We start from the raw sequence: 24,047 nt of genomic DNA on the forward strand, positions 1-24,047 counted from the left end.
TCCCGCCTCCAGACTCCAGACTCCAGACTCCAGACTCCAGACTCCAGACTCCAGACTCCAGACTCCAGACTCGCATGTGATAAAATCCCCGCTCAACCCATTAACCACGCCCAATCGCGACGCTTTGCCGCGCCAAGATAGAGGATCACCATGCTGCCCCCCAAGGTCATCGAAAAACTCGGCCGCCGCATCGAAAAACTGAAGGAATGGCGCTATGCCTGGGTTGCGGATGTGCCGCTGGAGATGGCGGAGACCCTGCAGCACCTGCGCCGACCGCCCGCGGAGTTGAACTACGTTCCCGCGCCCGTCGGATGCACCTGGGGCACCCACTGGGGCACCACCTGGTTTCGCGGTCGCATCGACATCCCCAAATCCCTCAAGGGCCACCGCGTGTTCTATCGCCACCAGAGCCACACCGATAAAATGCTCTGGCTCGACGGGGAATCCTTCGCCGGCATGAATCACGGCCATGAAGAAGTGCTTCTCCACGGTCCCGCGAAGGGCGGCGAATCCCACGAGATCTATGTGGAGGCCTACACCGGCCACCTGATGCCCGGCATGGATCCCTGGAAGGACCAGCTCTACACCCACCAGTTCACCGAGCGCGACCCTGGCGTGGAGCCACCCCTGCCGCTGATTTCCAGCGCCCTGCTCTACGAGCGCGAAGCCGCCGCCGGCCTCTACTACGACGCCGAGGTCCTTTTCCGCACCGCGTGCATGCTCGACGAACACAGCCTGCGCCGCGCACGTCTCCTCGCCGGACTCAACGAGGCCCTGAACCTCGTTCCCATGCAGTGGGAAACCGAGGAAGAGCTTGAAAGCACGGCCGCAGCCGCCCGCGCCATTCTCGCGCCACTCCTCGCCACCAAGAATGGCCCCACCACCCCCACCGTGGGTATCGTGGGCCATTGTCACATCGACATCGGCTGGCTCTGGCCCGTGCGCGAATCGATTCGCAAAGCCGCGAAGTCCTTTGCCACCATCCTCAACCTGATGGATGACTACCCCGACTTCCGCTTTCAGCAGTCCCAGCCCTGGCTCTACGATGTCATCGAGACTCACTACCCCGAATTGCTCCCCCGCATCAAGAAGCGCGTTAAGGAAGGGCGATGGGAGCCGAACGGCGGCATGTGGGTCGAGGCGGATTGCAACATGCCCAGCGGCGAGTCCCTCGTGCGCCAGTTCCTCGAAGGGCGCAAGAAAACCCGCGAAGTCTTCGGCTACACCGGCGACACGCTCTGGCTCCCCGATGTCTTCGGCTACAGTGCCGCGCTGCCCCAGATCCTCGCCAAGTGCGGCATTAAGAATTTCGTCACCAGCAAGATCAACTGGGGCGACACAAATCGCTTCCCCTTCGATACCTTCCACTGGGAGGGCATCGACGGCACGCGCATCTTCACCCACTACATCAACATGATGGGCCTCTTCGAGGGCAAGGATTACATGGGCTACAACGCCTTTGTCCGGCCCGACTCCTCCCAGCATGTGTGGAGCCGCGTGCAGTACAAGGAAACGCAGGATTGCACCCTCAGCTCCGTAGGCTGGGGCGATGGCGGCGGCGGCCCCAGCCGCGAGATGTGCGAGAACGCCAACCGCATGAAAAACCTCGAAGGTTGCCCCAAGACCGAGTGGGTCAACGTCTCCAAGTTTCTCGAACGGCTCCGCGAAGATCAGGTGAAACGGCCGGTGTGGGTCGGTGAGCTTTACCTCGAGTATCACCGCGGCACCTATACGACCCAGGCCCGCACGAAGCGTTACAACCGCAAACTGGAATTCCTGCTGCGTGAGGTGGAGCTTTACTCCGCCATGGCCATGCCCCACGGACTCGCCTATCCGTCCGACGCATTCCAGAAGCACTGGCGCACGCTATTGACGAACCAGTTCCACGACATCATCCCCGGCTCCAGCGTCCGCAGCGTCTATGAAGTCGCCGAATCCGAGTATGCCGACATGGAGCACGAACTCCTGGCCTTGCGAGGAAAGGCCCTCGACACCCTGGGCCGCGAGCTCCTGCCCGATGGCCAGGGACGCGCCCAGGTCGTGGCCAATGCCGTGTCCTGGCCCCGTGAAGATATCGTCGTGCTCCACGGCGACCGCGCCACCGCCGTCTGCGATGGCGAGGGGCACTTTCTGCCCTGTCAGGAAACCGAAGACGGCCTGGCGGTGCTCGTCCGCGCGCCCGGACTCAGCATTGCGCCCGTCGCCCTGCGTGAGAAAACGAGGGAAGACGCATCCCCCTTCACCTACAGCGGCAAAGCCCTGGAAACGCCCCATTACACCATCGCCTTCGACAGGGCCGGGCGCATCAAGCAGCTTTTCGACAAGTCCGCGCGACGCGAAGTGGTGAAGGCCGGTGGCAAGTTGAACGAATTCTATATCGCCGAGGACATGCCCCTGTTCTGGGATGCCTGGGATATCGACCGATTCTATCGGGACCACGTGAAGATCGTCGATGTGCTCGAATCCCGTGAGCTGGTCGCCGACGGCCCCCTCTTCTTGACCATCCGATCCTCCTGGGCCGTCGGGCGCCGTTCCCGCATCACCCAGGACTTAACCGTCTACGCCCACACGCGCCGCATCGACTTCAAAACCCAAGTGGACTGGCAGGAAGACCGCACCCTGCTCAAGACCGGGTTTGCCGTGGATATCCACTCCGCCCAAATCCGCGCCGAGATCCAGTTTGGCCATGTCATGCGCAATGCCCATGAAAACACCACGTGGGACCGCGCAAAATTCGAAGCATGCGCACACAAATGGGTCGATATGTCCGAAGGGAACTACGGCGTGGCGCTGCTCAACGACTGTAAGTATGGCTACGACACCCTTGATGGAAAGGTTTCTCTCACGCTCCTTCGCTCGCCCCGTTGCCCTGATGAACTGGCGGATATTGGCGATCACGAATTCACCTACGCCCTCTTTCCCCACGATGGCCCCTTCGCCGTGGAGACGGTTGTGCGCGAAGCCTGGGCGCTCAACGTGCCCCTCGTTGCCGCCGGGGCCGCCATTCCCACCGGCGCCGAGAGTATTCTCGATTTTTGCCGCGTGAGCGATCCCCATCTTATCGTGGATACCGTCAAGAAAGCCGAGGACGACGAAGCAATCGTGGTGCGACTCTACGAAGCCGGTAACACCCGCGGCATCGCCGTGGTCAGCTTCAGCCGTCCCGTGAAGCGCGCCTTCCACTGCAACCTGATGGAAGAAAACGACGACGCACTGACTGTCCATGGCGACGAGGTCGAGCTGAGCTTCACACCCTTCGAGATTAAGACGATCAAAGTGTATTTCCGCTGAGAGATTGAGGAAAGGTGGCACCCTGAGTTGTGCTTCGGAGCGCCCTGTGCAGGGCCTGCCGTAGTGCCTCAGGTGCCGCATTTTTTGTCACGGCATCCACGACTCCAGCAGCGCCCAGTTTGCCGCCGTGTCCTTGTCCGGCGGCGCGCTGGCGAGATACCCGGCCATCGTGTCGCGCGCCTTTGCCCTGTCTCCCCGCGCGGCGTACACCCTCGCCAGGCCCGCGCGAGCGGCGTTTGGCGTATTTGCCGACAGCGCCTCGTGAAAATGCCGTTCCGCATCATCGAGTTCACCGCGCTCGAGCGCAATCATTCCAAGCGCCTGATGGGCGCGTGCCCGATTGATCGACTCATCCCCCGATTCCACCAGCCAACGCTCCGCCTCGCGCTTAGCCTCCTCCCAACGCCCCAGCGCTATCAGCGCCTCCACCAGCGGGCCAAAGCCGTTTACACTCCGCAGCGGACTCGCCTGCACACGCGCGAGATGCTCCAGCGCCGCCGCGTGCTCGCCCAGTCGCAACAGCACCACGCCCAGCCGCTTCTCGCAGTGGTTGTGGTTGGCCTCACCGTGAAATTGACCCGCGAGGGCCTGCTCATAGAATACTCGCGCCTCCGTCAGATTCCCCGCGGCCTCCCGGCGCTCACCCTGCTCCAGCGCCACTTCGGCCAGGGATTTCGAAAGCCCAGGCAACACCGTGGAGCCCCAACCGGTCAGCAAGAGGGCCATGGCCGAAAGAAGCAGCGACAGGCCGACGCAAACCTTGAAGAGACGCTTGCACAGCGCTCGCCGCTCCGCGTTCATGGCGATGACTCCCGCACGACCAGCGCCTGCCGATCACGTTCCACGAGGGCACGATAGGGATGATCCGGGGGCAGTATCCCGAGGAGAGCGTCGAATGAAAAGCGCGCGGCCTCGCCATGTCCTCCCGCCGCCAGGCATCGGGCGAGCTGCCACTGGTATTCCACCACGCCGCCCTCTCCATCCTGCGCGGCCTTCGCCATGGCCAGCGCCGCCTCGTGCCGCCCCAATGCCGCCAGGGTCCGCGCATGGTAATACCACGCCTGCGCGAGCTCCCCGGCGGGTAATGCGGCTTCGGCAGCCCGCAGATTTTCGTCCGCGCCCCGGAGGTCGCCCGTCTCAAACTGCGTGGCCCCCAGCGCTTGAAGCGCCGGACCCATCGCCCCATTGGGCAAGCCGCTGACGCGCAGGGCGTCGCCAAGCATGGCCATAAGCGGCGCGTGAACCGAGGCCCGATCGAAGTCCTCCGTCCCCGGCGCCGTGGCCAGTTCCCGTGCCAGCGCCATTGCCGCATTGGTCAGGGAATCCGCTTTCGGCGCGCTCAGGGCATCATGCAGCGCCAGAATCGTCGGCGATATATCCGCCCGCCGCGATGCAGGGAATGATGAAATCAGGCGCACGAGTGTATCCGCGCGTGAATTTTCTGGCGCAAGTCCCAGCAAGGCGCTCCAGATACCCGTCAAGGCGGCTTTAGCGTCAAGCCCATCGCTCAGGGCCCGTTCCGCTACATACACCTCCGCCGGACTTTGGGCCAGGGCCGCAATCTGGCTGGCCAGCCAGACGGCCAGTTCGGGCGAGTTAGGCATCTTGCCCTCGTTCGATGGCGCGAAATGTCGGAGCAGCGTCTGTCGATATTGGACAAGTGCCGCGCCGCCCGCCCGGGTGGCGGCCTCGCGCCAGCGCGCCCAGCGTTCAAGTTCGTAAGGCCACGCGGCAACATAGCGCTGACAGGCGGCTGCGGCTTCCTCCCAGGCCCCAAGGCGTCCGTGGCATTCGGCGAGAGCGCCATCGATTCGTGCGTCGTCTACCAGGCCTAGCGCTCTGGCGTGATTAAAGCGCTCCACAGCAATCCGCAGGTCGGCATCCGAAGGAGCCAGCCCGGGATAGGACATCTTTACGTAGGCGGCCCAGCCCAGCATGGCCTGGGCCTCCGCCAAATCGGGGCATAGCGCCAGCGCAATATCCGCGTGCTTACTGGCCAGCTTCACCGCAGATTCGACCTTTTCCTGTTGCGCCTGAAGTATCAACGCCCGGGCCCGCTGAACGTGCAGGCGCGGCAGGTGGGGGTGCACCCACAAGGCCCGCCCGTAGGCGTCCGCAGCCTGCTTTGCCGCTCCCTGCATCAGCGCATGATCGCCTCGGAGCACCCAGCCCCGGTAATCGAGAGGGCGCGAATCCGTCAGTGATTCGAGCAGGTCGGAAACACCCTTCACGTCTTCCTCGGACGTGCCCGAATCCCGTTGTCCCCGTTCCCAGTCAACAGCGCCGGCGCACCGTTGATATTGCCGCTCATAGCCGTAGTCGCTCCACAGGCACCAGGCGGCGGCCAGCGTCACCACGCAGAGTGGCGCCGTGCCGCGCCGCGCCGATTTACGTGTGGGCGCGCTGTAATAGGGGCGGGCGGGGCGCAGCGCGAGAAGCAGAAAGAAGAGGCCCGCGCTGACCGGGGCATGGAGATTGAAGCCAAAGCAAGCGTCCGTCGCCAGGGCGACCATCGCAGCGGGAAGGGCCAGAAGAAGGCCCCAGTGCTTCTCTCCGGCCATCCAGGGGTTTTCGAAAAAAGTAATGATAGAAAAGAGGAAGAGGCCGATGAGCGCCGCCAGGCCCGGGATGCCGCACTCAGCCGCCATTTCCAGCCACTCGTTGTGCGCATGAAAATTGCGCTTGTGCTCAAGCGCGTACCAGAGCGCTTCGAATGAACTCCAATGCGGTATGTTGTAAAAGGCGTAGCTTCCGGGCCCAACACCGAAGATTGGATTCTCCAGAAACAGCGCCGCCGCCCCCGCGTAGCCGTTGAGCCGAAGCTGAAGGGAACTGTCCAGGTTCAAGATCGGCGCCAGCAGCAGCACCGCGGCCACGGCGATAAAGAGCAGGCCCGCACATGCGGACAGGGCCACGCCCGCAGCCTGCCAGGGGCGTTTTACGCGTCGCAGCAGGACAAGCGCGATGGCCACAAAGACCAGGGCCACACCCAGCGCCACCGGGCCGCTCCGCATGTGCGTAAAGGCCAGATGGGCCGCCATAACCGCGCCCGGCACAAGGTACACCGCAAATGCCAACGGCCGCTTTGTCTGCCAGGCATCCGACAGCAACCCGGCGCACAGCACCAGCGCGACAACCAGCGCGTGGCCCGCGAGATTGGGGTTACCATAGGTCGCCGGCAGGGCGCGGTACTCCTCCACATCGCGCATCGCCCAGGGAAAGGGATCCCAGCCGAAATGCTGGGCCAGTCCATACACACTTGAAAGCGCCACAGCGCCGACGATCGCCCGCATGAGGTTGCGGAGATGGTACGTGTGGGGGAATACCTGATAGGCGACAAAGCCGATGGCCGCGAAGACCGCCCAGGGCGCCAGCGCCTCGATGCCCCGGTGCGACGCGTCGGATACGGCGGCGGATACCGCGAGGACGCCGAAAAATAGGAAAAGACACGAGAGGGCATGGCTCATGTTGCGGTAGGGCACGCGGTTCATTCGAAGACCGGCCGCCCAGCCGATTACGATACCGGCCGCCACCACCCCACAGGCCAGGTGTTTGATCGGCGTCGCGGGATCCTCCGTGCGCGGATCCAGCGCAATCACGATCACCGCGATCCAAACGTATATCGCGCCCCGCAGCACTTGGAAAATGCGGTTGTCCGGTCCTGGGACAATCATGACGCGCCGTTACGCGGTTTCCAGGCCGATAGGAAGTTCTGAATGATCGCCGGCGGGTGACCATGCTCGTCGCAGGGCGCGATCACAAAGCTGATGGTCATTTCCTTGTTCCCTTCCGATCGGGCCACGAGCGTGTCCGCGGCGACCGCCTCCCCGAAGCGCGGGAAATACCAGCCGGGACCCAGCGGTACCCGGCCCCGGTGGTGAATTACTTCTTGCGCCCCGAAGATGAGCAATTGCAGGATCTGCGTGCCCGTCGTCAATCTGTACGGCCGGTAAACGCCCGAGCAGGGCCGGTTCTCCAGCGCTTCCACGCGACACTCCGGGTGGAAATGCAGAAAGGTCTCAACCGATAGCGCGCCCGCTCCAGAGATCTTGTCCTGCACCCGGCACCAGCCGCCGCTGTCCCAGGCGAAAAGTCGCTCATGGCGAACGCCCCGTCGCGTTGTGTAGGCGGCCCGGAGCGTGGGCTCGCAGGGATCCCAGTGGAGTACTTCGCCATGGATCCGGCGCGCCACGCGAAACGTCGACCAATGCTCCAGTTGTTCCTCGCCGTTGATACGGAGCGTATTGTGGGAGGCGGCCGACTGGCAGTAGGCCCGGCACGGGCTCTCGGCATAGCCGTGGGTGCCCGTGTTTACCAGCAGCCGCTCGCCGCGCAGGCTGTACTCAAAACTCAGCAAATCACAATGGGCGTGTCCCGGCTGGTAGTTCACGGTCGATTCACCCGCCTTCACCAGCATGAGGCCGCCCATACCGCCGGGTTCGAGGCGATAGAGTCCGCTCTCGGGAAAAGCCGCGGATCCCCCCGCAAGCGGCGGCAAGTCCGGATCAAAATAGAGGGCCAGCGCCCGCAGCGCCGCGCTCGAAGGGGCCTCATCCGCCGCGCCGTCGTTGAACTGGGCAACGTGCCCGTCTTCATGAGAAATGCCCTGTAGAAAAGCGAGGCCCCGTTCGATGCTGTCCTCCAGCCACGACGGGCGAGGCTCCAGCACCGCGCAAGCAAAGATCAGATCCTGCAAGGCCAGCGCATGGTACATGGGACTGCGCTCAATGTGGCCGCCGTCCGGCAGAAACTGGATCAGGACCTGCTCCTTCAGTAGCGCGAGACCTTCTTCCGCCCGTGGACTGTTGAGCAGCGCCCCGGCGACCGTCATCGCGGCGGCGTTCTTCAACAGGTGATTACCCAGCAGGTCGCGCTCCAGATGCCCGGCCAGATAATCCAGTTGCTCGTGCAGACTCGACACCAGCTCAAAATCCCGCCACCCGTAGATCGACGCAATCATGCACCAGTTCATCAGCCGCGCCGAGAGGGGGAAAGCATCCCACGCCGGCGAGGTGCCCCGAGGGTTCTTCGCCATCCAATCCTCCATCCAGGTCCGCACGGTCGCGGCCTCCGGCGAAGACGGGTCGGGATGGAGCAGGGCAATGTCGCGGCCATATTCGAAATAATGCAGGTGGTAGGCCCAGAGCTTTGGAACATCCAGGCCGCGCCAGAGTGGTCGGGCGCTCTGAACCGTCTTGTTGATGAAGGTAAAGCGTCCACGCAAGAAGGATTGGACCCGCAGCGGGTCTGGCGGTGCCGCCGCGGCCCAGTGGATGGCAAGTTCCCGGAGTTGCTCGGCAAGGGATTCGTCCATCGAGGGCAGGGGATTGGGAGGAATGTAACGCGAGACCCGGCCATTGCCCAGCCGGTAGCGCAGACGCCAGAAAACCTGCGACGGCTTCAAGTGCCGCGCCGTGCGCCAGTACAGCAAGCTCTTCTGCAGCCGTTGTCCCATCCAAGACTCCCCGGTTCAGATTGCCCATGACTCTAATCAGCCGGCCAAGCCGCTGTCAAGGACCGAATTGAGAATAGTGAATGGTGAATTGAGAAAGAGACTGGACCAGGAGCAGGTTTCTCTTGTCTCAACAGCGCTCAATTCACTATTCTGCAATCACCATTCTCAATTCCAAAGGATTGTTGTGCGGATCTTGTTTTTCTGCCAGTACTTTACGCCCGAAGTCGGCGCCCCCGCCGCAAGGACCCACGAGCACGCCCGCCGCTGGGTCGCGCGGGGCCATCAGGTCACCGTGCTCTGTGGGCTGCCCAACCACCCAGACGGGATCGTGCCTCCCACGTACCGGGGCAAGTGGCTCTACCGCGAAGAGATCGATGGCATCCGGGTGCTCCGCTGCTGGTTTCTCGTCGCCCCCAATCGGGGCGTGTTCAAGCGCTGCGTCAGCTTCCTCTCCTTCATGGCCTCCGCCGTCGGCTTCGGCATCTTCGCCACCGGCAAGTGCGACGTCGTCGTCGGCACCACCCCCCAGATGCTCTGCGCCCTGGGGGGCTATCTCGTCTCCCGCATCAAGCGCCGCCCTTTTGTACTCGAAGTTCGCGACCTCTGGCCCAAGCACATCATCGATCTCGGCGCCATTACCAACCCGATCATCATCCACGGCCTTCAGCGACTGGAGATGTTCCTCTACCGACGCAGCCGCGCCGTTATCACCGTATCGGAAGCCTCCCGGCAGTACATCGAAGCGCGTGGTATCTCGCCGCAAAAGCTCTTTACCATCACCAACGGTATCGACGAGACGTTCTTCGTCCCCAAAGAAAAAAACGGTATTCGCGCCGCGCGCGGGTGGAGCGACAAATTCGTCGTGCTCTACATTGGGACCCACGGCCTTTCCCAGGGGCTCGGCACCATCCTGGATACGGCCGAACTGCTCGCCGGCGAATCGCGCTTCCATTTCGTTTTTGTGGGCGGCGGCGCGGAGTGGGAGGGACTCAGTAAGGAGGCAATACATCGCGGATTGGGCAATAGCGAGTTTCTCCCAAGTCAGCCCAAAGCCGCCATGCCCGATTTCTACGCCGCCGCCGATTGCTGTCTCGTGCCCCTGAAGAATAAGGATGTCTTTCGCTACAACATCCCATCAAAAATGTTCGAGATCATGGCCTGCGCCCGGCCCATCATCCTCGGGGCCGAAGGCCAGGCCCGGCAGCTCTTGGAAGAGGCGCATGCGGGCATCGCCGTCGAGCCGGAAAACGCGGCCGCCTACCGCGATGCGATTCAGCGACTTGCAGCCGAACCCGCGCTTTGCGAACAATTTGGCGCGAACGGGCGCGCCCATGTGCTGGCAAACTATACCCGGAACCGCAAGGCGGATGAGTTCCTGGATTGCCTGGAAGGGACACTGCGGCACGAGCCGTAATCAGCGCCTGGTCAGCCCCCGTAGACGAAATTCGTATCCACGTCATCCAGCATCGGCGCGTCCTGGTCCTTCTGCGTTACAATCGTGGCCTCAATCGGCCATTGGATTCCCACCTTCGGACATGCATAGTTCAGCGCACGCTCATAGGCCGGTGCGTGGTGGGCCGTGCACTTGTAATGCACCAGGCTGTTGTCCTCCAGTGCCACGAAACCGTGGGCAAAGCCCGCGGGCACCCAAAGTGAAAGGTGATTCTCGCCGGAAAGTTCCAGGCCAAACCATTTGCCGTAGGACGGTGAGCCCTTCCGCAAATCCACCGCCACGTCAAATACCGCGCCCTGGACACAGCGCACCAGCTTACCCATTTCTTCCGGACAAATCTGGTAGTGCATGCCTCGCAGCGTGCCCTTCTTCGACTTGCTCAAGTTATCCTGCACGAAGGGCAGCTCAAATCCAGCGGCTTTCCACATGTCTCTGGAATAGGATTCGGAGAAAAAGCCCCGGTCATCGTGGAACACGCCGGTCTTCACAATCAGCAGCCCGTTCAGGGGGGCATTTTCAATCGTTACGGGCATGGGCATGGCAAAAAGTCCTGATGGGTTTGTGCGGGAGGCGACGCCCGCTCGGAATGGGGTTTTAGAAACTGCCCCGCCTATGCTACACGGGGCCCGTTCCGGATTCAATTCCCGTCCGGGAACGGGATGGGCGGTGGCGGTGGAAGCACATCTTCCGGGCGCGGCAGGGGATAGGTTGCCCGCAGCCCGGTGGCCGCCTCGCCGGCCGCCTGACGGAGCGCCTCGTCCCGGCCGCCATCGCGGGCGATCATTTCCAGCACGGCCGCCGCCGTGCCCGCGCGCTGGAGCTGCTGCTCCACCCGCACCTGGGCCTCTTTTTCCAGCGGGATGGACCCCGGCGCGCTCAATTCTATGCGGATATCGAGGGGCTGGCCCGTCTTTTCAGCAAAGGTGCGCGCCGTCTCACTCCGGGCAAGGATCGCCGTAAACGCATCCGCAATCAGGGTTGCCATCAGGCTCGCCGCTTGTGTCTGGAGGGTCGGATCCTCCGTGGGATTCTGCAGTATCGAAAGGAGCGTGTCCTGATACGTCGGCGCGCCGTCCGACAGATGGTCCCTCAGATAGGCGCACAAGGCCCCCGGCTGGCCCTTCGGCGGCGCACAATTTCGGAGCAGGTAGCGCCGCAGCGCCAGTGGCTGCGATCCGCTCGCGACGACCGCCGTAAGCCGGGAGAAGTCTTCGCCCGAACGGGCTATCAGAGGATAGTACTCCAGCACCGCCTCGAGGTCGTCGTCCACCTGGCGCGCCCGGGTGGCCAGCGCCGCTTCGTCCGCCTGGGCCGGCGCGGGGTTCCGGACGGCCACGTAGGCCACACCGCGCAGGAGCGCTTCGGGTTCAAGACCGAGAACCTCGTCAAAAAGAAACCGGCGTTCCGGTGGATAAGGCAGGTCGGAGCCCACACCCGGCGGCAGGGGCCGAAGCGAGTCGGGCGCCAGCAGCTTCTCCAGAATTCGCCACGCGGGGGGGCCCTCGGTCGATTCGCCGGTGGCGGTCGCCTGCAGGAGCGTCGTAGTCAACAGCACGATCCCCGCGCGCCAGATCGCGCGCGTGCTACTGGGGTCTGGGAACGTCAAGTTTGCTCTCCCCGCGTTACGCAGCCTCGGAGAATGCCTGCTTCTTCCGGTGAATCATCCAAAGGTTACGCGTGTAGATGGGAAGCGTCAACAGCATGCCCGCCCCGAAAATCCACTCGCCCAACTGGACAAATGACGCCAGCATCAGAAAGGACGCGGCAATACTGAGGTACCAGAAGGCCACGGGGATGACACTTTCCTGCTTCCGCTCCGACGTGATCCACTGGATCAGAAATCGGCAGGCAAAGAGCCCTTGCCCCGTCACGCCGACGGCGATCCAGAGCCAGGTGCGAGCGGCGTCGCTCTCGGAGCCCGACTTCGTGTTCGTAAACACTTGCCCCCAGGTCACCACCAGCAACGCCACCGCCACCAGCATCACCGCCACCGCCAGACCGTGAACCAGCACCGAGCGCCGCCGGGAGAGGGTGCCATTCTTGCGCCACACGTGGATCAGATTACGGACATAGATAAAAATGTTGAAGCAGTGGGACAGGGTGCCCACGGCGGAATGCGTATACACCCCATAGCAGAAAAGCATCAGCGAGCCGACACAACTCATGTACCAGAAGCCCACCGGAACCACGCTGCGCCCCAACCGCTCCGAGGTGTACCACTGGAGATAGAAGCGGCCATAAAAGATCAGCGCGGCGACCCCGCCGATAATGTCGCCGAGATTGAAGTCTATATTTTGCAATAGGTTAGACAAAGTGGTAATCCGCCTGAAGGGCAAGGTTGGGGGCTTGGAATGGGTGGCGGTTCCGCCAGCGATCCCTGATCATGCCACGCGCCCCGGCGCGATGCAAGGGAAATGAATCAGCAGCCACTCCCTATTGACAAGCACTGCGCCCGATTGTTATTATCACTCCCCGTGGGTGAGTGCTAACAAGCGCGCCGCCCTTAAACAACATAAACGCGCCCACCAACCCGTGGGCCTACCCAAAGTGGTAAGCAAAACCACCAACAGAATAGAGGAGACAGACCATGAAAGTACGTCCGTTGGCAGACCGGATCCTGGTCAAGCGTGAAGAGCCCAGCGAAACCGTCCGCGGTGGCATCATCATCCCCGACACCGCCAAGGAAAAGCCCCAGGAAGCCAAAGTGGTTGCCGTGGGCCCCGGCAAGGTGGACGACGCGGGCAAGCGCACGCCCCTGGAACTCAAGAAGGGCGACCGCATCCTGGTGGGCAAGTATGCCGGCACCGAGGTGAAGATCGACGGCGTCGAGCACCTGATCATGCGCGAAGACGACGTCCTCGCCGTCATCGAGTAATCACTCCCGGTCTCGAAACTGAATAAACACGAAAAGGATGTTGCACAATGGCAAAGCAACTTGAATTTGGCGAAGACGCGCGTCGCCGCGTTCTGGCGGGCGTAACGAAGCTCAGCCGGGCCGTTAAAGCGACCCTCGGCCCCAAGGGCCGCAACGTCGTGCTCGACAAGAAGTGGGGCTCCCCGACCGTCACGAAAGACGGCGTGAGCGTGGCCAAGGAAATCGAGCTCGAAGACAAGTACGAGAACATGGGCGCCCAGATGGTGAAGGAAGTCGCTTCCAAGACTTCCGACGTGGCCGGCGACGGCACCACCACGGCGACCGTGCTTGCGGAAGCCATCTTCCGCGAAGGTCTGCGCAACGTCACCGCCGGGGCCAACCCGATGGAACTCAAGCGCGGCATCGACAAGGCCGTCGAAGCGATCACCGAAAAGCTCCACGGCATGAGCAAGCAGGTGCGCAACGATAAGGACGTCATCAAGAACGTCGCCTCCATCTCCGCCAACAGCGACCAGGAAATCGGCAACATCATCGCCGACGCCATGGAAAAGGTCGGCAACGACGGCACCATCACGGTCGAAGAAGCCAAGAGCATCGAGACCACCCTGGAAGTCGTGGAAGGCATGCAGTTCGACAAGGGCTACCTGTCCCCCTACTTCGTGACTGACTCCGAGACGATGGAATGCGTTCTTGAAAACGCCTACATCCTCATCCACGAGAAGAAGGTCTCCAACCTGAAGGACCTCCTTCCCCTCCTTGAGCAGGTTGCCAAAGCCGGCAAGCCGCTCCTGATCATCGCCGAAGACGTTGAGGGCGAAGCCCTGGCGACCCTCGTGGTGAACAAGATCCGCGGCACCTTCGTGGCCGCCGCCGTGAAGGCCCCCGGCTTCGGTGATCGCCGCAAGGCCATGCTCGAAGATATCGCCATCCTCACCGGTGGCCTGGCCTTCTCCGACGACCTCGGTCGCTCCCTGGAGAGCATCGGCCTGAGCGATCTCGGCCGCGCCAAGCGCGTCGTCATCGACAAGGACAGCACCACCATCGTCGAAGGCGCCGGTTCCAGCGCCGACATCATGGGCCGCATCAACCTGATCCGCCGCCAGATCGAGGGCACGACCTCCGATTATGACCGCGAAAAGCTTCAGGAACGCCTGGCCAAGCTGGCCGGTGGCGTGGCCGTCATCAACGTCGGCGCCGCGACCGAAATCGAAATGAAGGAAAAGAAGGCCCGCGTGGAAGACGCGCTGCACGCCACCCGTGCGGCCGTTGAAGAGGGCATTGTCCCCGGCGGCGGCGTCGCCCTGATTCGCTGCCAGGACGCCCTGGACGGTCTGAAGCTCTCCGGCGACGAAGCCGTGGGCGCCAACATCGTCCGCCGCGCCATCGAAGAACCCCTCCGCCAGCTCGCCTACAACGCGGGCGACGAAGGCGCAACGGTCGTCCAGCACGTCCGTGGCAAGAAGGGTTCCATCGGCTACAACGCCGCGTCCGGCGAATACGAAGACCTGATGAAGGCCGGCGTCATCGACCCGACCAAAGTGACCCGCACGGCCCTGCAGAACGCCGCGAGCATCGCCGGCCTCCTGCTGACCACCGAAGTGCTGATCTCCGAGCTGCCCGAAGAAGCGCCGGCGGCCGGCGGTGGCGGCGGCCACGACATGATGTAGGCCGCTCCAACGAGCCGCTCTATCGAGTAAGTGTTGCACCGCCCGGTTCGCCCAAGCGCGCCGGGCGGTGTTTGTTTTGACCCGGACACCCCGCGGAGCCCACCCCATGCGAAACATCGAACTTAAGGCCAAGCTTCCCGATTTCGAACGGGCCCTGGCGGCCTGCCGGACTCTGGGGGCTCAATTCCAGGGTGATATTCACCAGATCGACACCTATTTCGATGTTCCCAATGGGCGACTCAAATTGCGCGAGGCGAACCCGGGCAGAACCGAACTGGTACACTACCACCGGCCTGACGTAGCGGGTGCCAAGGGGTGTGACTACACCCTGGAGGCGGTAAATCCCACCATCAAGGCCATGCTGGCCGAAGCGCTCGGCACCTTGACCGTGGTGGACAAGGTTCGCACCCTGTATCTGTGGGAGAATGTGCGGATACATCTGGACCGTGTTGCAGGGCTTGGCGATTTCCTGGAGTTCGAGGCGGTCCAGCCCGACGGAGCACCCGACGAGGATGGATTTAAGAAATTGACCTTTCTTTCCGATCAATTTACTATTGGCGAGCACGACTATTTGACCCACTCGTACCTGGATATGCAACTGGCCGCTTCCTGCGCACATTTCCAGTAAGGTGGGGAGCTGCCTCCGAATCGGGGCACTTCGCAGACCGCAGCACAGGTGAGAGGAACAGGGTGTACATTGTAGCCACGATAATGCTCCTGCTTGCGGCCGCCGCCATCGTTGTCTGGCGCTGGCGTGCGGGCGCAACAAAAGAGACCCTGCCCGAAGCGGTGGCGCAGCAGCATGGCTCCCTCATCATGCGCCGCCTCAAGAAGGGCGCGAACCCCGACACTATTGACGATTTGGGCTACACCGCCGCCATCTACGCCGCCGGCCAGGGCGATGTCGGCGTGCTCAAAGAACTCGCGGGCTATGGCGCGAATCTGTCCCTGCCCACCGGACAGGGTGAGACCCCCCTTTACAGCGCCGCCCAGCACGGTCAACTCCAGTCGCTCCTGTACCTGCTCAAGCAAGGCGTCCCCGTGGACCCCGAAACGGTCCATCGCGAGACCCCCCTTCTCATCGCCGCGCGGGAGGGCCACGTGTCCATCGTTCGCGCTCTCCTCTCCGCCGGGGCCAACGTAAACCAGCAGGACAATCGGGGTTGGAGCGCCCTCATGATCGCCATGCGGGAAAATCAGAAAGAGCTGACCGAACTCCTGCTCGGGCACAATGTAAATGTGAATCTATGCCCCAAAGATGGTGCGAACGCCCTGATGATGGCCGTAAAGAAAGAAGACGAAGATCTCGTCCGCCGGCTCCTCGATCGCGGGGCCGATGTGCACCACCACTCCCGCGACGGCATGTGCGCCCTCCGGATCGCCGTGCTGCGCGGTAATATGGCCATCGCCCGGCGCCTCCTCAATGCCGGGGCCGATGTAAGCTCGCCCTTCGCCAACAAGGAAACCCCCGTTGAAGTGGCGGAGCGCGAGGGCCACAAAGAGCTCGCCGCCTATCTTCGCAAGCGCGAGAAACGCCTCGCCGCCTGCATGGATATCCTCGAAGTCGTGGCCCGGGGCGATCACGCCCGGGTGAAGGAAATCGTCGTTCAGGTGCCCCGCAGCGTCAACGTTCATTCCGCCAGCAGCCGATGGACGCCCCTCCTCATCGCCGTGCGCGCCGGACAACTCGATATCGCCGCCACCCTCCTGGAGCACGGCGCCGATGTACACGCCCGGAGCAAGGATGGCAAATCCGCCATCGCCTTCGCGGTGGATGGATGCGACCTCGCCATGGTCAAAGTGCTGCTCGAAGGGGGGGCGCGCATCGATCAGGTGGACGCCGAAGGCACCGACCTGCGCGCCTACGCCGAGTCGCTCAATCAGCACGCCATTGTTGAGTTTATAGACTCCTTCACCCGGCAGCAGGCCACCGGCTTCAGCCTCTTTCAGGCGGTCACGGAAAACGATCCCCCCCGCGCGCTCACCCTGCTTCGCGAAGACCCCGGTTGCGTGGACGCCCGAACACGCAATGAGCGCTGGACACCCCTCATGCAGGCCGTGCGCGATGACAACGTGCCCATGGTGCGGCTCCTCATGGAATACAAGGCCCAGGTAAACCTCGCCAACAGCCGTGGCATGACCGCCCTCATGTACGCTTCCCGCAATGGCAATCTGGAACTGGTTCGCATGCTCGTGAACGCCGGTGCCGATGTCCGGATTCGCTCCCGTGAAGGAAACACGGCCTGCGAGTTCGCCCTGGACAAGGGCCATGCCCGCGTCGTCATGCTGCTGCAGGAAGTCGAAGCCCAGCTTTCGGACTGGTCGAAGATGGGGCTGGTGGACGAGGCCGAAACCCGCTTCGATGGTCCGCCGCCCGCGACCGACAGCGACCATGGCCGTAGCGACGATATTTTCAAGGCGATTCAGGAAAACGATATCCTCCTGGCCAAGCAGGTGCTCCACTACTGGCCCGAGTGCGTCCGGTTGCGGCGGGGTCCGTCCGAGTTGACGCCCCTCCATATGGCCATCAACGGCGGTAACCAGGATATGGCCCAGTTGATCGTGGCCGCCGGAGCCGATGTGAACGCCAAGTCCCGGGAAGGCAAGACGCCCCTCTACCAGGCCGTGGCCCGGGCCGATGCCGAATTGACCACCATGCTCCTGCGCAGCGGCGCCCAGGTCTGGCAACTCGTCCAGGGCCAGACCGCCCTCCAGGTTGCCCAGGCCGCCGGCTACACCGATATCGTGGCGGAGCTCAACCGCTCCACCTCCACCGATAGCTGAGCGTGGCGGACATGGAGCGGGGGCATTTCAACCCCCGACCCGTGCAATGCAATTGCACGGGGTCAAAGAAAATGGGGGCAGGAATGCCCCCTCTCTGTACCTTCGCTGGCGTATCGGGTCATTGTAACCCCCTTCCCCGTCTCCCCGTTGATCCACGCCCGGAATTGTGTACAATAAGCCCTTACTCAGCGAGGCCTTTCGGGTATTCCCGTGCCCTCGCAGATTCTGTGAGAGAGACACCCGTAAACACCACCATGCGTGGTGCCCTGTTACCCATCGGAGGAGTACCATGAGCCAGCAAATCGAGCACGTATTGGAAGAAACCCGGCTGTTCGAGCCGTCGCCGGAGTTTTCCGCCGCCGCGACGGTGAAGACCCGCGCGGAATACGATGCCCTGTACAAGAAATCCATCGAAGACCCCGAGGCCTTCTGGGCGGGCGTCGCCGAGGAACTCCACTGGTTCAAGAAGTGGGATCGTGTCTGCAACAAGGACAACATGCCCTTCGTAAAGTGGTTTGAAGGCGCGAAGACCAACATCACCTATAACTGCCTGGATCGCCACGCCCTGGGCGCGCGCGCGAACCAGCCCGCCATCATCTGGGAGGGCGAACCCGGCGACGAAGTCACCCTGACCTACAGCGAGCTCCACACGCAGGTCTGCAAGGCCGCCAACGCGCTCAAAGGCCTCGGCGTGCAAAAGGGCGACCGCGTGGCCATCTACATGCCCATGGTTCCCGAACTCGCCATTGCCATGCTCGCCTGCGCACGCATTGGCGCCCTCCACTCCATCATTTTCGGCGGTTTCTCCGCCACCGCCATCAGCGACCGCGTTCATGACTCGGACTGCTGCTGCGTCATCACCGCCGACGGCGGCTGGCGACGCGGCGCCATCGTCCCCCTCAAAGACACGGTGGACGAGGCCCTCGCGACCTGCCCGATGGTCAAGAACGTGCTCGTGGTAAAGCGCACCGCCAACGACATCAAGATGATCGACGGCCGCGACCACTGGTGGCACGATATCGTGGGCGGGGCATCGGACGATTGCCCGGCGGCGGAGCTGGACGCGGAAGATCCCCTCTACATCCTCTACACCTCCGGGTCCACCGGCAAGCCCAAGGGCATCCTCCACACCATCGGCGGTTACATGGTGAATACCTACCTGACGTCGAAGTATGTGTTCGACCTGCAGGAAGGCGATATCTACTGGTGCACCGCCGATATCGGCTGGGTCACCGGACACAGCTACGTGATCTACGGCATTCTGGCCAACGGCGCCACCTCCCTCATGTACGAGGGCGCGCCCAACCAGCCCGGCCCGGATCGCTTCTGGCAAATCGTGGACAAATACAAGGTCACCATCTTCTACACCGCGCCGACGGCCATCCGCGCCTTCGCCAAGTGGGGCGACGAGCACCCCGCGAAGTACGACCTCAGCAGCCTTCGCCTCCTGGGCACCGTGGGCGAGCCGATCAACCCCGAAGCCTGGATCTGGTACCACAAGCACATCGGCCGGGAGCGTTGTCCCATCGTCGACACCTGGTGGCAGACCGAGACCGGCGCCATCATGATCACCACCCTGCCCGGCGCCATGCCCACCAAGCCCGGCTCCGCCGGCGTGCCCATGCTCGGTATCAAAGCCGCCATTGTCACCGAAGAGGGCGAGGAAGTGCCCGCGGGTCACAGCGGCCTCCTCGTCATCAAAGAGCCCTGGCCCTCCATGCTCCGCGGCCTTTATGGCGACAACGAGCGCTTCAAGGAAGTGTACTTCAGCAAGTTCGCCAAGCAGGGCTGGTACCTCACGGGTGACGGCGCCTTCTGCGCCAAGGACGGCTACTACATGATCATCGGACGTCTCGACGACGTGATCAACGTCTCCGGACACCGCCTGGGCACGATGGAGATCGAGTCCGCGCTGGTTTCGAGCGATCTCGTCGCCGAGGCCGCCGTCGTGGGCTTCCCACACGACATCAAGGGCCAGGGTATCTGCGCCTTCGTCTCGCTCCGTCCCGGCGCGGACGTGTCCGACGAGGCCAAGGACCAGCTACGCAATCACGTGGCCCACGAGATCGGCGCTATTGCCAAGCCCGACCAGATCCGTTTCACCGACGCCCTGCCCAAGACCCGCTCCGGCAAGATCATGCGACGCCTGCTCCGCGATATCGCCGCGGGCAACGAGACCACGCAGGACACCACCACCCTCGAAGACTTCAACGTCCTCGCGAAACTCCGCGAGACCGACGACTGACCCTCAAGGGACAGACCCAAATGCCCGACGGCGGGAAGCGAGCGCTTCCCGCCGTTTTTTCGATGGAGAATGCCCAGGAGGGGCCCGCCAGGGAACGTGGCACGGCCGTCCCGGCTGTGCACTTGTTGCGCAGCGACCATGCATCGTGCTTGCCAGCCAGCGGCGTGCGACATTGATGCGGCGCACTATCGCGACGCATCGCACCGATCCTTATTTCCAGTATACTGTGCGAGCCCATTCCATGAAGGAGCCCAGAATGAATCCCGAGCGAAATCCCTGGAAGACCCTTTCCAGCGAAGTGAAATACACGAACCCCTGGATCACCGTTCGCGAAGATCAGGTCATTCGACCCGACGGCAAGCCCGGCATTTACGGTGTAGTCGAGACCCGCGTCGCCACGGGTGTACTCGCGCTGGAAGACGATGACTCCCTCTACCTCGTGGGCCAATACCGCTATCCCCTCGACTGCTACTCCTGGGAAATCATCGAAGGCGGCGCGGAGCTCGACGAAGATCCCCTCGAAGCCTGCAAGCGCGAGCTGCAAGAGGAGGCCGGACTCGTTGCCAGCCACTGGGAGCCTCTGGGTCACGAAATCCACCTGAGCAATTGCCACTCGTCGGAGCGCGGCTTCCTCTACGTCGCACGAGGCCTGGATCACGTTGGCGCCGCTCCCGAAGGTACCGAAGAACTTCAGATCAAGAAGGTCCCCTGGAATCAAGCGCTCGCCATGGTCACAAGCGGCGAAATTACCGACGCCATCAGCATCATGGGTATTTTACTCTACGAGCGGCAAAGGACGCGCAAGGCCGAGGGCTGAAACGGCTCCAATGTGCTCCCGTGAAACGGCGCCCCATGCTTCAGCGAGCCGCCATCCGATCATAGATGGTCCAGTGCGCCCCCGCAGCGGCCTCATGCGACATGCCCTCGCCGACCCGCCGCGCGATTGCGGCGAAATCCGCCTCGGCCCCTTCCCGATCTTCCAGAAAGTCGCCGAGCTTCACTGCAAGCGACACGGGATCATCGGGCTGTGCGATCCAGCGCTTTTCCCCATGGACCAGCGCGGGCAGCCCGCCGCAGGCCGTCACCATGAGGGGCCGGCCGTGTCCGAGCACCTGCGCGCCCACGGCGCTCTGAGCGTCGAAATGGGTGTAGGGCAGCACGACCAGATCGGCGGCGGCAAACCAAAGGGGCACTTCAGACTCAGGGATATGGCCAAGGCGGGTGTGGACGTTGGCCTCGATGCCTTCCGCCCTCATGATAATCTGATAATTCTCCCAGGGCTCCCACGGCGCGCCCGCGACAACCAGTTGGATGTCCGGATAGCGCCTGCGGATGATAGCGAGGGCATAGAGCAGAACGTGGAGTCCTTTATAGGGCCGGATCGTTCCGAAGAAGAGAAGAGTTGGCCGATCCTGGTCGAGACCCAGTTGTTCTCGCGCGAGACGGGGCTCCATCGGGGTTGCGATGGTCGCGTCCACGCCCATGGGCACAGCGGCGACTCGGTCGGCTGGGAGTAAGAAATGCTCCAGAAGCTGGGTGCGATTGGTCTCGCTGTGGACGATCAATTGGTCCGCGAAACGATAGAGCATCCGGCTCGCGCGGAGGAACCAGGGGCTCGGCTCATGGGGCAGCACGTTGTGCACCGTGACGACCACGGGAAGGCGACGCAGTCGCGCGGCGAGAGCAAAGGCCAGACAAACCGGAAAGAGGGGCAGACTCCACCACTGAATGTGAACGATATCGGCGGGCGTGGTCAGGGCGTTCCAGAGCCAGCCGATGGGGTTATACCACGCAAGGCTATGACGCACGGTGAGACCGGGGGCCTGGGGCGCGGAACTGGTGGGGTCCATGGCGCGCTTCACACCGGGAAAAAGAAAGGCCGGGTACATGGCCTTGAATCCGACAGCCTGAACGGCGCCTCGGGCCGCGAGGGCACGGGCCAGCGCCCCGCAATAACCGGGGATGCCCTGGGCCTGCGGTGGGAAGGAACCGAGAAGGAGGATGACGGGGGATCGACTTTCCGTCATGGCTTTCCCCTCTTTGACGGCGGTCTCAGGCTATCGCCGCCTGCATGCTTTCCCACTGGGCGCGGCCGACTTCTTTGATCTTCTCGTCGGGCCATTTTTCCAGGTAGGAATAGCAGGGGTGATGGTGTTCCTTGTAAGGGTTGTTGCGCGCCGCGTTGTAGCAGCAGATGAGGGACCAGCGGGGATTTTCACTGAGGTTGGCGTCGGAGCGGTGCAGCACGTTGCCGTGGAAGAAGAGGGCATCGCCCGGCTCCAGCTCGCAATAGACCACCTCCATACGCTTGAGGATTTCTTCCATGCGCTCCAGATTTGCGCCGGTCTGGTTGCCTACAACGCCGTGCTCGATGCGGCCGAGGTGGTGCGATCCTGGAATGACCTGGAGGCAACCATTGGCTTTGTTGGCCGCGTCGATGGCAATGAGGCAGCTCGCCATGTAGGGGAAGAGGCAGCCGTTGTCATACCAGTAGCCGTAATCCTGGTGCCATTCCCACGCGCCGCCCACGCGGGGCTCTTTGAGCATCATCTTGTGATGGTAATGGTAGACCTCGCCGCCGAGGAGCTGCTCCATGGGGTTCACCATCTTGTGTGAACGCACGATGGCGCTGTACATGTCGTCTTCGAGGGTGTTGCGCAGCGTCAGGCGCGTGGTGAAGCCCTGCTGGTCCACGCGGTCAATCGCGCCCGTCGCGATGGCCTGATCCGTCTTGGCGATCTTGTAGAGCAGGTCCACCTCTTCCGTGTCGAAATGCTTCTTCTTAAGGAGGCAACCGGTGCGCTCGAACTCGGCCACATCTTCGGGGCTCAAACGGTATTCGCTCATGTTGGGCTCTCTCCAGGGTTGGAGCTGACGACCTTAGATTTCAGGGACGGCAGGGACAACAGAGACGGCAGGTGTCCAAACCTGCCGTCCCTGAAACTCTTCAAAAGAAACGATGGTTCACCCAATCGGGAGCGCGGGTTTTCTTACCCGCGTATCGCGCGACGAAGTCGCGCGAAAATCACGGACTGGAAAGTCCGTGCTCCCGTTGGGCGACACCTTCAAAATAACTTAGTTGCACTCTGGTTCCAGCGGGCCGGCGAGATCCTTCAGGAAGAAGAGTCGTCCGGGCAGCGTGGGCATGTAGGTGCTGGGGATCCAGGGGCTGGGCTTGTGGTGCAGGCTCATCCAGAGGGACATACCCTGCCACATCATGCCGCGACCGAGGGTGCCGTCGCAGCCGCCGATAATGTAATCCGACATGAGGAAGAGGCCGGGTCCCACGGTGTTCGCCGTGGCGGGCACCAGGGTCGTGCGGCTCTTGAAGCTCGTGATGGCGTTCTGCTCCACGGTCAGCGCGCAGAGCTTCGCGCCGATGCGGTAATCCTGCTTCTTCCACTCGGCTTCGGTCTTGTATTCGGCGGCAAAGTGCGGTTCCCAGAAGGCGATGTGGCAGGCGCGGCCGATGCCGAATACGGTGACGAGTTTCGCGCCTTTTTTCTTCAGCGCGCGGATCTTCTCGCCGTAGGTCGGCAGGTTCTTCTTAGTGGCGAAGTTGCGCTGGTTCTTGGGCACGGTCAGTTTGCCGAGGGGGCCGTAGAAGGCCTGCTCCATGGCGTTCTGGAAGGCACCGGGATCGTTCGAGGGCAGCGAATTGCCCTTCTCGTCGCTCCACTCGTCCATGTTGAAGCCGTGGACGTGCTTGCAGTCGATGTTCCACTCTTTCAGGAAGTAGACCGCCCAGCGATACATGCCCATGGGACCCACGGGCAAAATAAAGGCGATTTCCTTCTTCGCTGCTTTGGCGTCCGAAATAGCCTTGGCGATTTCGTGGCCCAGCATGACATCGAAATCTTCGAGGGAGCCGCAGGAGATCGCTTCGAACTTCTTGTTCCACCACGATTCCGGTTTCGCTATAGTTTCCGGCTTGCGCGCGCAGAGCTTGTCAATGGCGGCAAGGTCCCAGCCCTCGGGGAAGAACCCCTCCAGCAGCGAGCCTTTGATGGTGGTCATAAGATTGATGGCCATGGCGATAATTCCTTCCGCTTGGGATTTTGGGTATACGCGCCGACACGGGGCGAAGTCGCCATGATAATGCATGGGCGCGGGGGGATCAAAGCGAAGGATGAAGGATGAAGGATGAAGGATGAAGGATGAAATGGCTCTTATGAGTCGTATGGGACACTATGAGAACTGAGACCCATACGACCCATACGACCCATACGACCCATACGACCCATACGACCCATACGACCCATACGACCCATACGACC

17 protein-coding genes are annotated in these 24,047 nt (G+C 62.6%); 8 read left to right on the plus strand and 9 right to left on the minus strand.

Annotated elements, in window-relative coordinates:
• The first annotated feature begins 150 nt into the window (after nt 1-150).
• Entirely contained in the window at nt 151-3,291 is a 3,141-nt protein-coding gene (locus JNK74_26500; GenBank protein ID MBL7649742.1) for an alpha-mannosidase, read from the plus strand.
• Between the two features lie 87 nt (nt 3,292-3,378).
• Here JNK74_26500 and JNK74_26505 read toward each other — a convergent pair whose 3' ends face one another.
• From JNK74_26505 to JNK74_26515, 3 genes are read right to left on the minus strand one after another with little or no spacing between them, the layout of a single operon-like run.
• The gene (locus JNK74_26505; GenBank protein MBL7649743.1) at nt 3,379-4,092 is read right to left on the minus strand and encodes a tetratricopeptide repeat protein; all 714 of its coding nucleotides are present in this window, start codon (nt 4,090-4,092) and stop codon (nt 3,379-3,381) included.
• Entirely contained in the window at nt 4,089-6,965 is a 2,877-nt protein-coding gene (locus JNK74_26510) for an O-antigen ligase family protein (protein ID MBL7649744.1), read from the minus strand. Before JNK74_26510 ends, JNK74_26505 begins: the two co-directional genes overlap by 4 nt.
• Nucleotides 6,962-8,746 carry a heparinase II/III family protein gene (locus tag JNK74_26515; GenBank protein MBL7649745.1) on the minus strand — a complete coding sequence of 595 codons (1,785 nt, stop codon included), beginning with the start codon at nt 8,744-8,746 and terminating at the stop codon, nt 6,962-6,964. Before JNK74_26515 ends, JNK74_26510 begins: the two co-directional genes overlap by 4 nt.
• 184 nt (nt 8,747-8,930) lie before the next feature.
• Here JNK74_26515 and JNK74_26520 point away from each other — a divergent pair, with 184 nt between their 5' ends.
• A complete protein-coding gene (locus tag JNK74_26520; protein ID MBL7649746.1) occupies nt 8,931-10,160 on the plus strand; it encodes a glycosyltransferase family 4 protein in 1,230 nt (409 codons plus the stop codon).
• 11 nt (nt 10,161-10,171) lie between these two features.
• Here JNK74_26520 and rfbC read toward each other — a convergent pair whose 3' ends face one another.
• From rfbC to JNK74_26535, 3 genes are all read right to left on the minus strand, one after another.
• Nucleotides 10,172-10,732: a dTDP-4-dehydrorhamnose 3,5-epimerase gene (rfbC, locus tag JNK74_26525; protein MBL7649747.1), complete on the minus strand. Its 561-nt coding sequence runs from the start codon at nt 10,730-10,732 to the stop codon at nt 10,172-10,174.
• A gap of 104 nt (nt 10,733-10,836) precedes the next feature.
• Nucleotides 10,837-11,805 carry a hypothetical protein gene (locus JNK74_26530; GenBank protein ID MBL7649748.1) on the minus strand — a complete coding sequence of 323 codons (969 nt, stop codon included), beginning with the start codon at nt 11,803-11,805 and terminating at the stop codon, nt 10,837-10,839.
• A 16-nt stretch (nt 11,806-11,821) separates the two neighbouring features.
• Complete coding sequence (locus JNK74_26535; GenBank protein ID MBL7649749.1) at nt 11,822-12,511, minus strand: lipid-A-disaccharide synthase N-terminal domain-containing protein; 690 nt, start codon at nt 12,509-12,511, stop codon at nt 11,822-11,824.
• Nucleotides 12,512-12,786: 275 nt separating this feature from the next.
• On the opposite strand from JNK74_26535, the gene JNK74_26540 reads away from it, so the two are divergent.
• From JNK74_26540 to JNK74_26565, 6 genes are all read left to right on the plus strand, one after another.
• Nucleotides 12,787-13,074: a co-chaperone GroES gene (locus JNK74_26540; GenBank protein ID MBL7649750.1), complete on the plus strand. Its 288-nt coding sequence runs from the start codon at nt 12,787-12,789 to the stop codon at nt 13,072-13,074.
• Between the two features lie 47 nt (nt 13,075-13,121).
• Nucleotides 13,122-14,741, plus strand: coding sequence for a chaperonin GroEL (gene groL / locus JNK74_26545; GenBank protein MBL7649751.1), 1,620 nt, complete (start codon nt 13,122-13,124; stop codon nt 14,739-14,741).
• Nucleotides 14,742-14,847: 106 nt separating this feature from the next.
• Nucleotides 14,848-15,369 (plus strand): class IV adenylate cyclase, encoded by a 522-nt coding sequence (locus JNK74_26550; protein MBL7649752.1) that lies wholly within the window; start codon nt 14,848-14,850, stop codon nt 15,367-15,369.
• A 62-nt stretch (nt 15,370-15,431) separates the two neighbouring features.
• Nucleotides 15,432-17,525, plus strand: a complete 2,094-nt coding sequence (locus tag JNK74_26555) for an ankyrin repeat domain-containing protein (GenBank protein ID MBL7649753.1) — start codon at nt 15,432-15,434, stop codon at nt 17,523-17,525.
• Between the two features lie 289 nt (nt 17,526-17,814).
• The gene (acs, locus tag JNK74_26560) at nt 17,815-19,770 is read left to right on the plus strand and encodes an acetate--CoA ligase (protein ID MBL7649754.1); all 1,956 of its coding nucleotides are present in this window, start codon (nt 17,815-17,817) and stop codon (nt 19,768-19,770) included.
• Between the two features lie 256 nt (nt 19,771-20,026).
• Nucleotides 20,027-20,587, plus strand: a complete 561-nt coding sequence (locus JNK74_26565; GenBank protein ID MBL7649755.1) for an NUDIX hydrolase — start codon at nt 20,027-20,029, stop codon at nt 20,585-20,587.
• A gap of 40 nt (nt 20,588-20,627) precedes the next feature.
• On the opposite strand, the gene JNK74_26570 is transcribed toward JNK74_26565, so the two are convergent.
• The 3 genes from JNK74_26570 to JNK74_26580 all read right to left on the minus strand — a co-directional run bounded on the left by JNK74_26570 (nt 20,628) and on the right by JNK74_26580 (nt 23,796).
• Nucleotides 20,628-21,797: a glycosyltransferase family 4 protein gene (locus JNK74_26570; GenBank protein MBL7649756.1), complete on the minus strand. Its 1,170-nt coding sequence runs from the start codon at nt 21,795-21,797 to the stop codon at nt 20,628-20,630.
• Nucleotides 21,798-21,822: 25 nt separating this feature from the next.
• Nucleotides 21,823-22,617, minus strand: coding sequence for a phytanoyl-CoA dioxygenase family protein (locus JNK74_26575; protein MBL7649757.1), 795 nt, complete (start codon nt 22,615-22,617; stop codon nt 21,823-21,825).
• A gap of 228 nt (nt 22,618-22,845) precedes the next feature.
• Entirely contained in the window at nt 22,846-23,796 is a 951-nt protein-coding gene (locus tag JNK74_26580) for a glucosamine-6-phosphate isomerase (GenBank protein MBL7649758.1), read from the minus strand.
• Nucleotides 23,797-24,047 lie beyond the last annotated feature (251 nt).

Source organism: Candidatus Hydrogenedentota bacterium, assembly GCA_016791475.1.
Classification (GTDB): domain Bacteria; phylum Hydrogenedentota; class Hydrogenedentia; order Hydrogenedentales; family JAEUWI01; genus JAEUWI01.

Coding starts and splice junctions, on each gene's coding strand:
- JNK74_26500 (MBL7649742.1), top strand. CDS start 151: ATGCTGCCCCCCAAGGTCATCGAAAAACTCGGCCGCCGCATCGAAAAA.
- groL (MBL7649751.1), top strand. CDS start 13,122: ATGGCAAAGCAACTTGAATTTGGCGAAGACGCGCGTCGCCGCGTTCTG.
- rfbC (MBL7649747.1), bottom strand. CDS start 10,732: ATGCCCGTAACGATTGAAAATGCCCCCCTGAACGGGCTGCTGATTGTG.
- JNK74_26575 (MBL7649757.1), bottom strand. CDS start 22,617: ATGAGCGAATACCGTTTGAGCCCCGAAGATGTGGCCGAGTTCGAGCGC.
- JNK74_26570 (MBL7649756.1), bottom strand. CDS start 21,797: ATGACGGAAAGTCGATCCCCCGTCATCCTCCTTCTCGGTTCCTTCCCA.
- JNK74_26540 (MBL7649750.1), top strand. CDS start 12,787: ATGAAAGTACGTCCGTTGGCAGACCGGATCCTGGTCAAGCGTGAAGAG.
- JNK74_26515 (MBL7649745.1), bottom strand. CDS start 8,746: ATGGGACAACGGCTGCAGAAGAGCTTGCTGTACTGGCGCACGGCGCGG.
- JNK74_26565 (MBL7649755.1), top strand. CDS start 20,027: ATGAATCCCGAGCGAAATCCCTGGAAGACCCTTTCCAGCGAAGTGAAA.
- JNK74_26550 (MBL7649752.1), top strand. CDS start 14,848: ATGCGAAACATCGAACTTAAGGCCAAGCTTCCCGATTTCGAACGGGCC.
- JNK74_26505 (MBL7649743.1), bottom strand. CDS start 4,092: ATGAACGCGGAGCGGCGAGCGCTGTGCAAGCGTCTCTTCAAGGTTTGC.
- acs (MBL7649754.1), top strand. CDS start 17,815: ATGAGCCAGCAAATCGAGCACGTATTGGAAGAAACCCGGCTGTTCGAG.
- JNK74_26510 (MBL7649744.1), bottom strand. CDS start 6,965: ATGATTGTCCCAGGACCGGACAACCGCATTTTCCAAGTGCTGCGGGGC.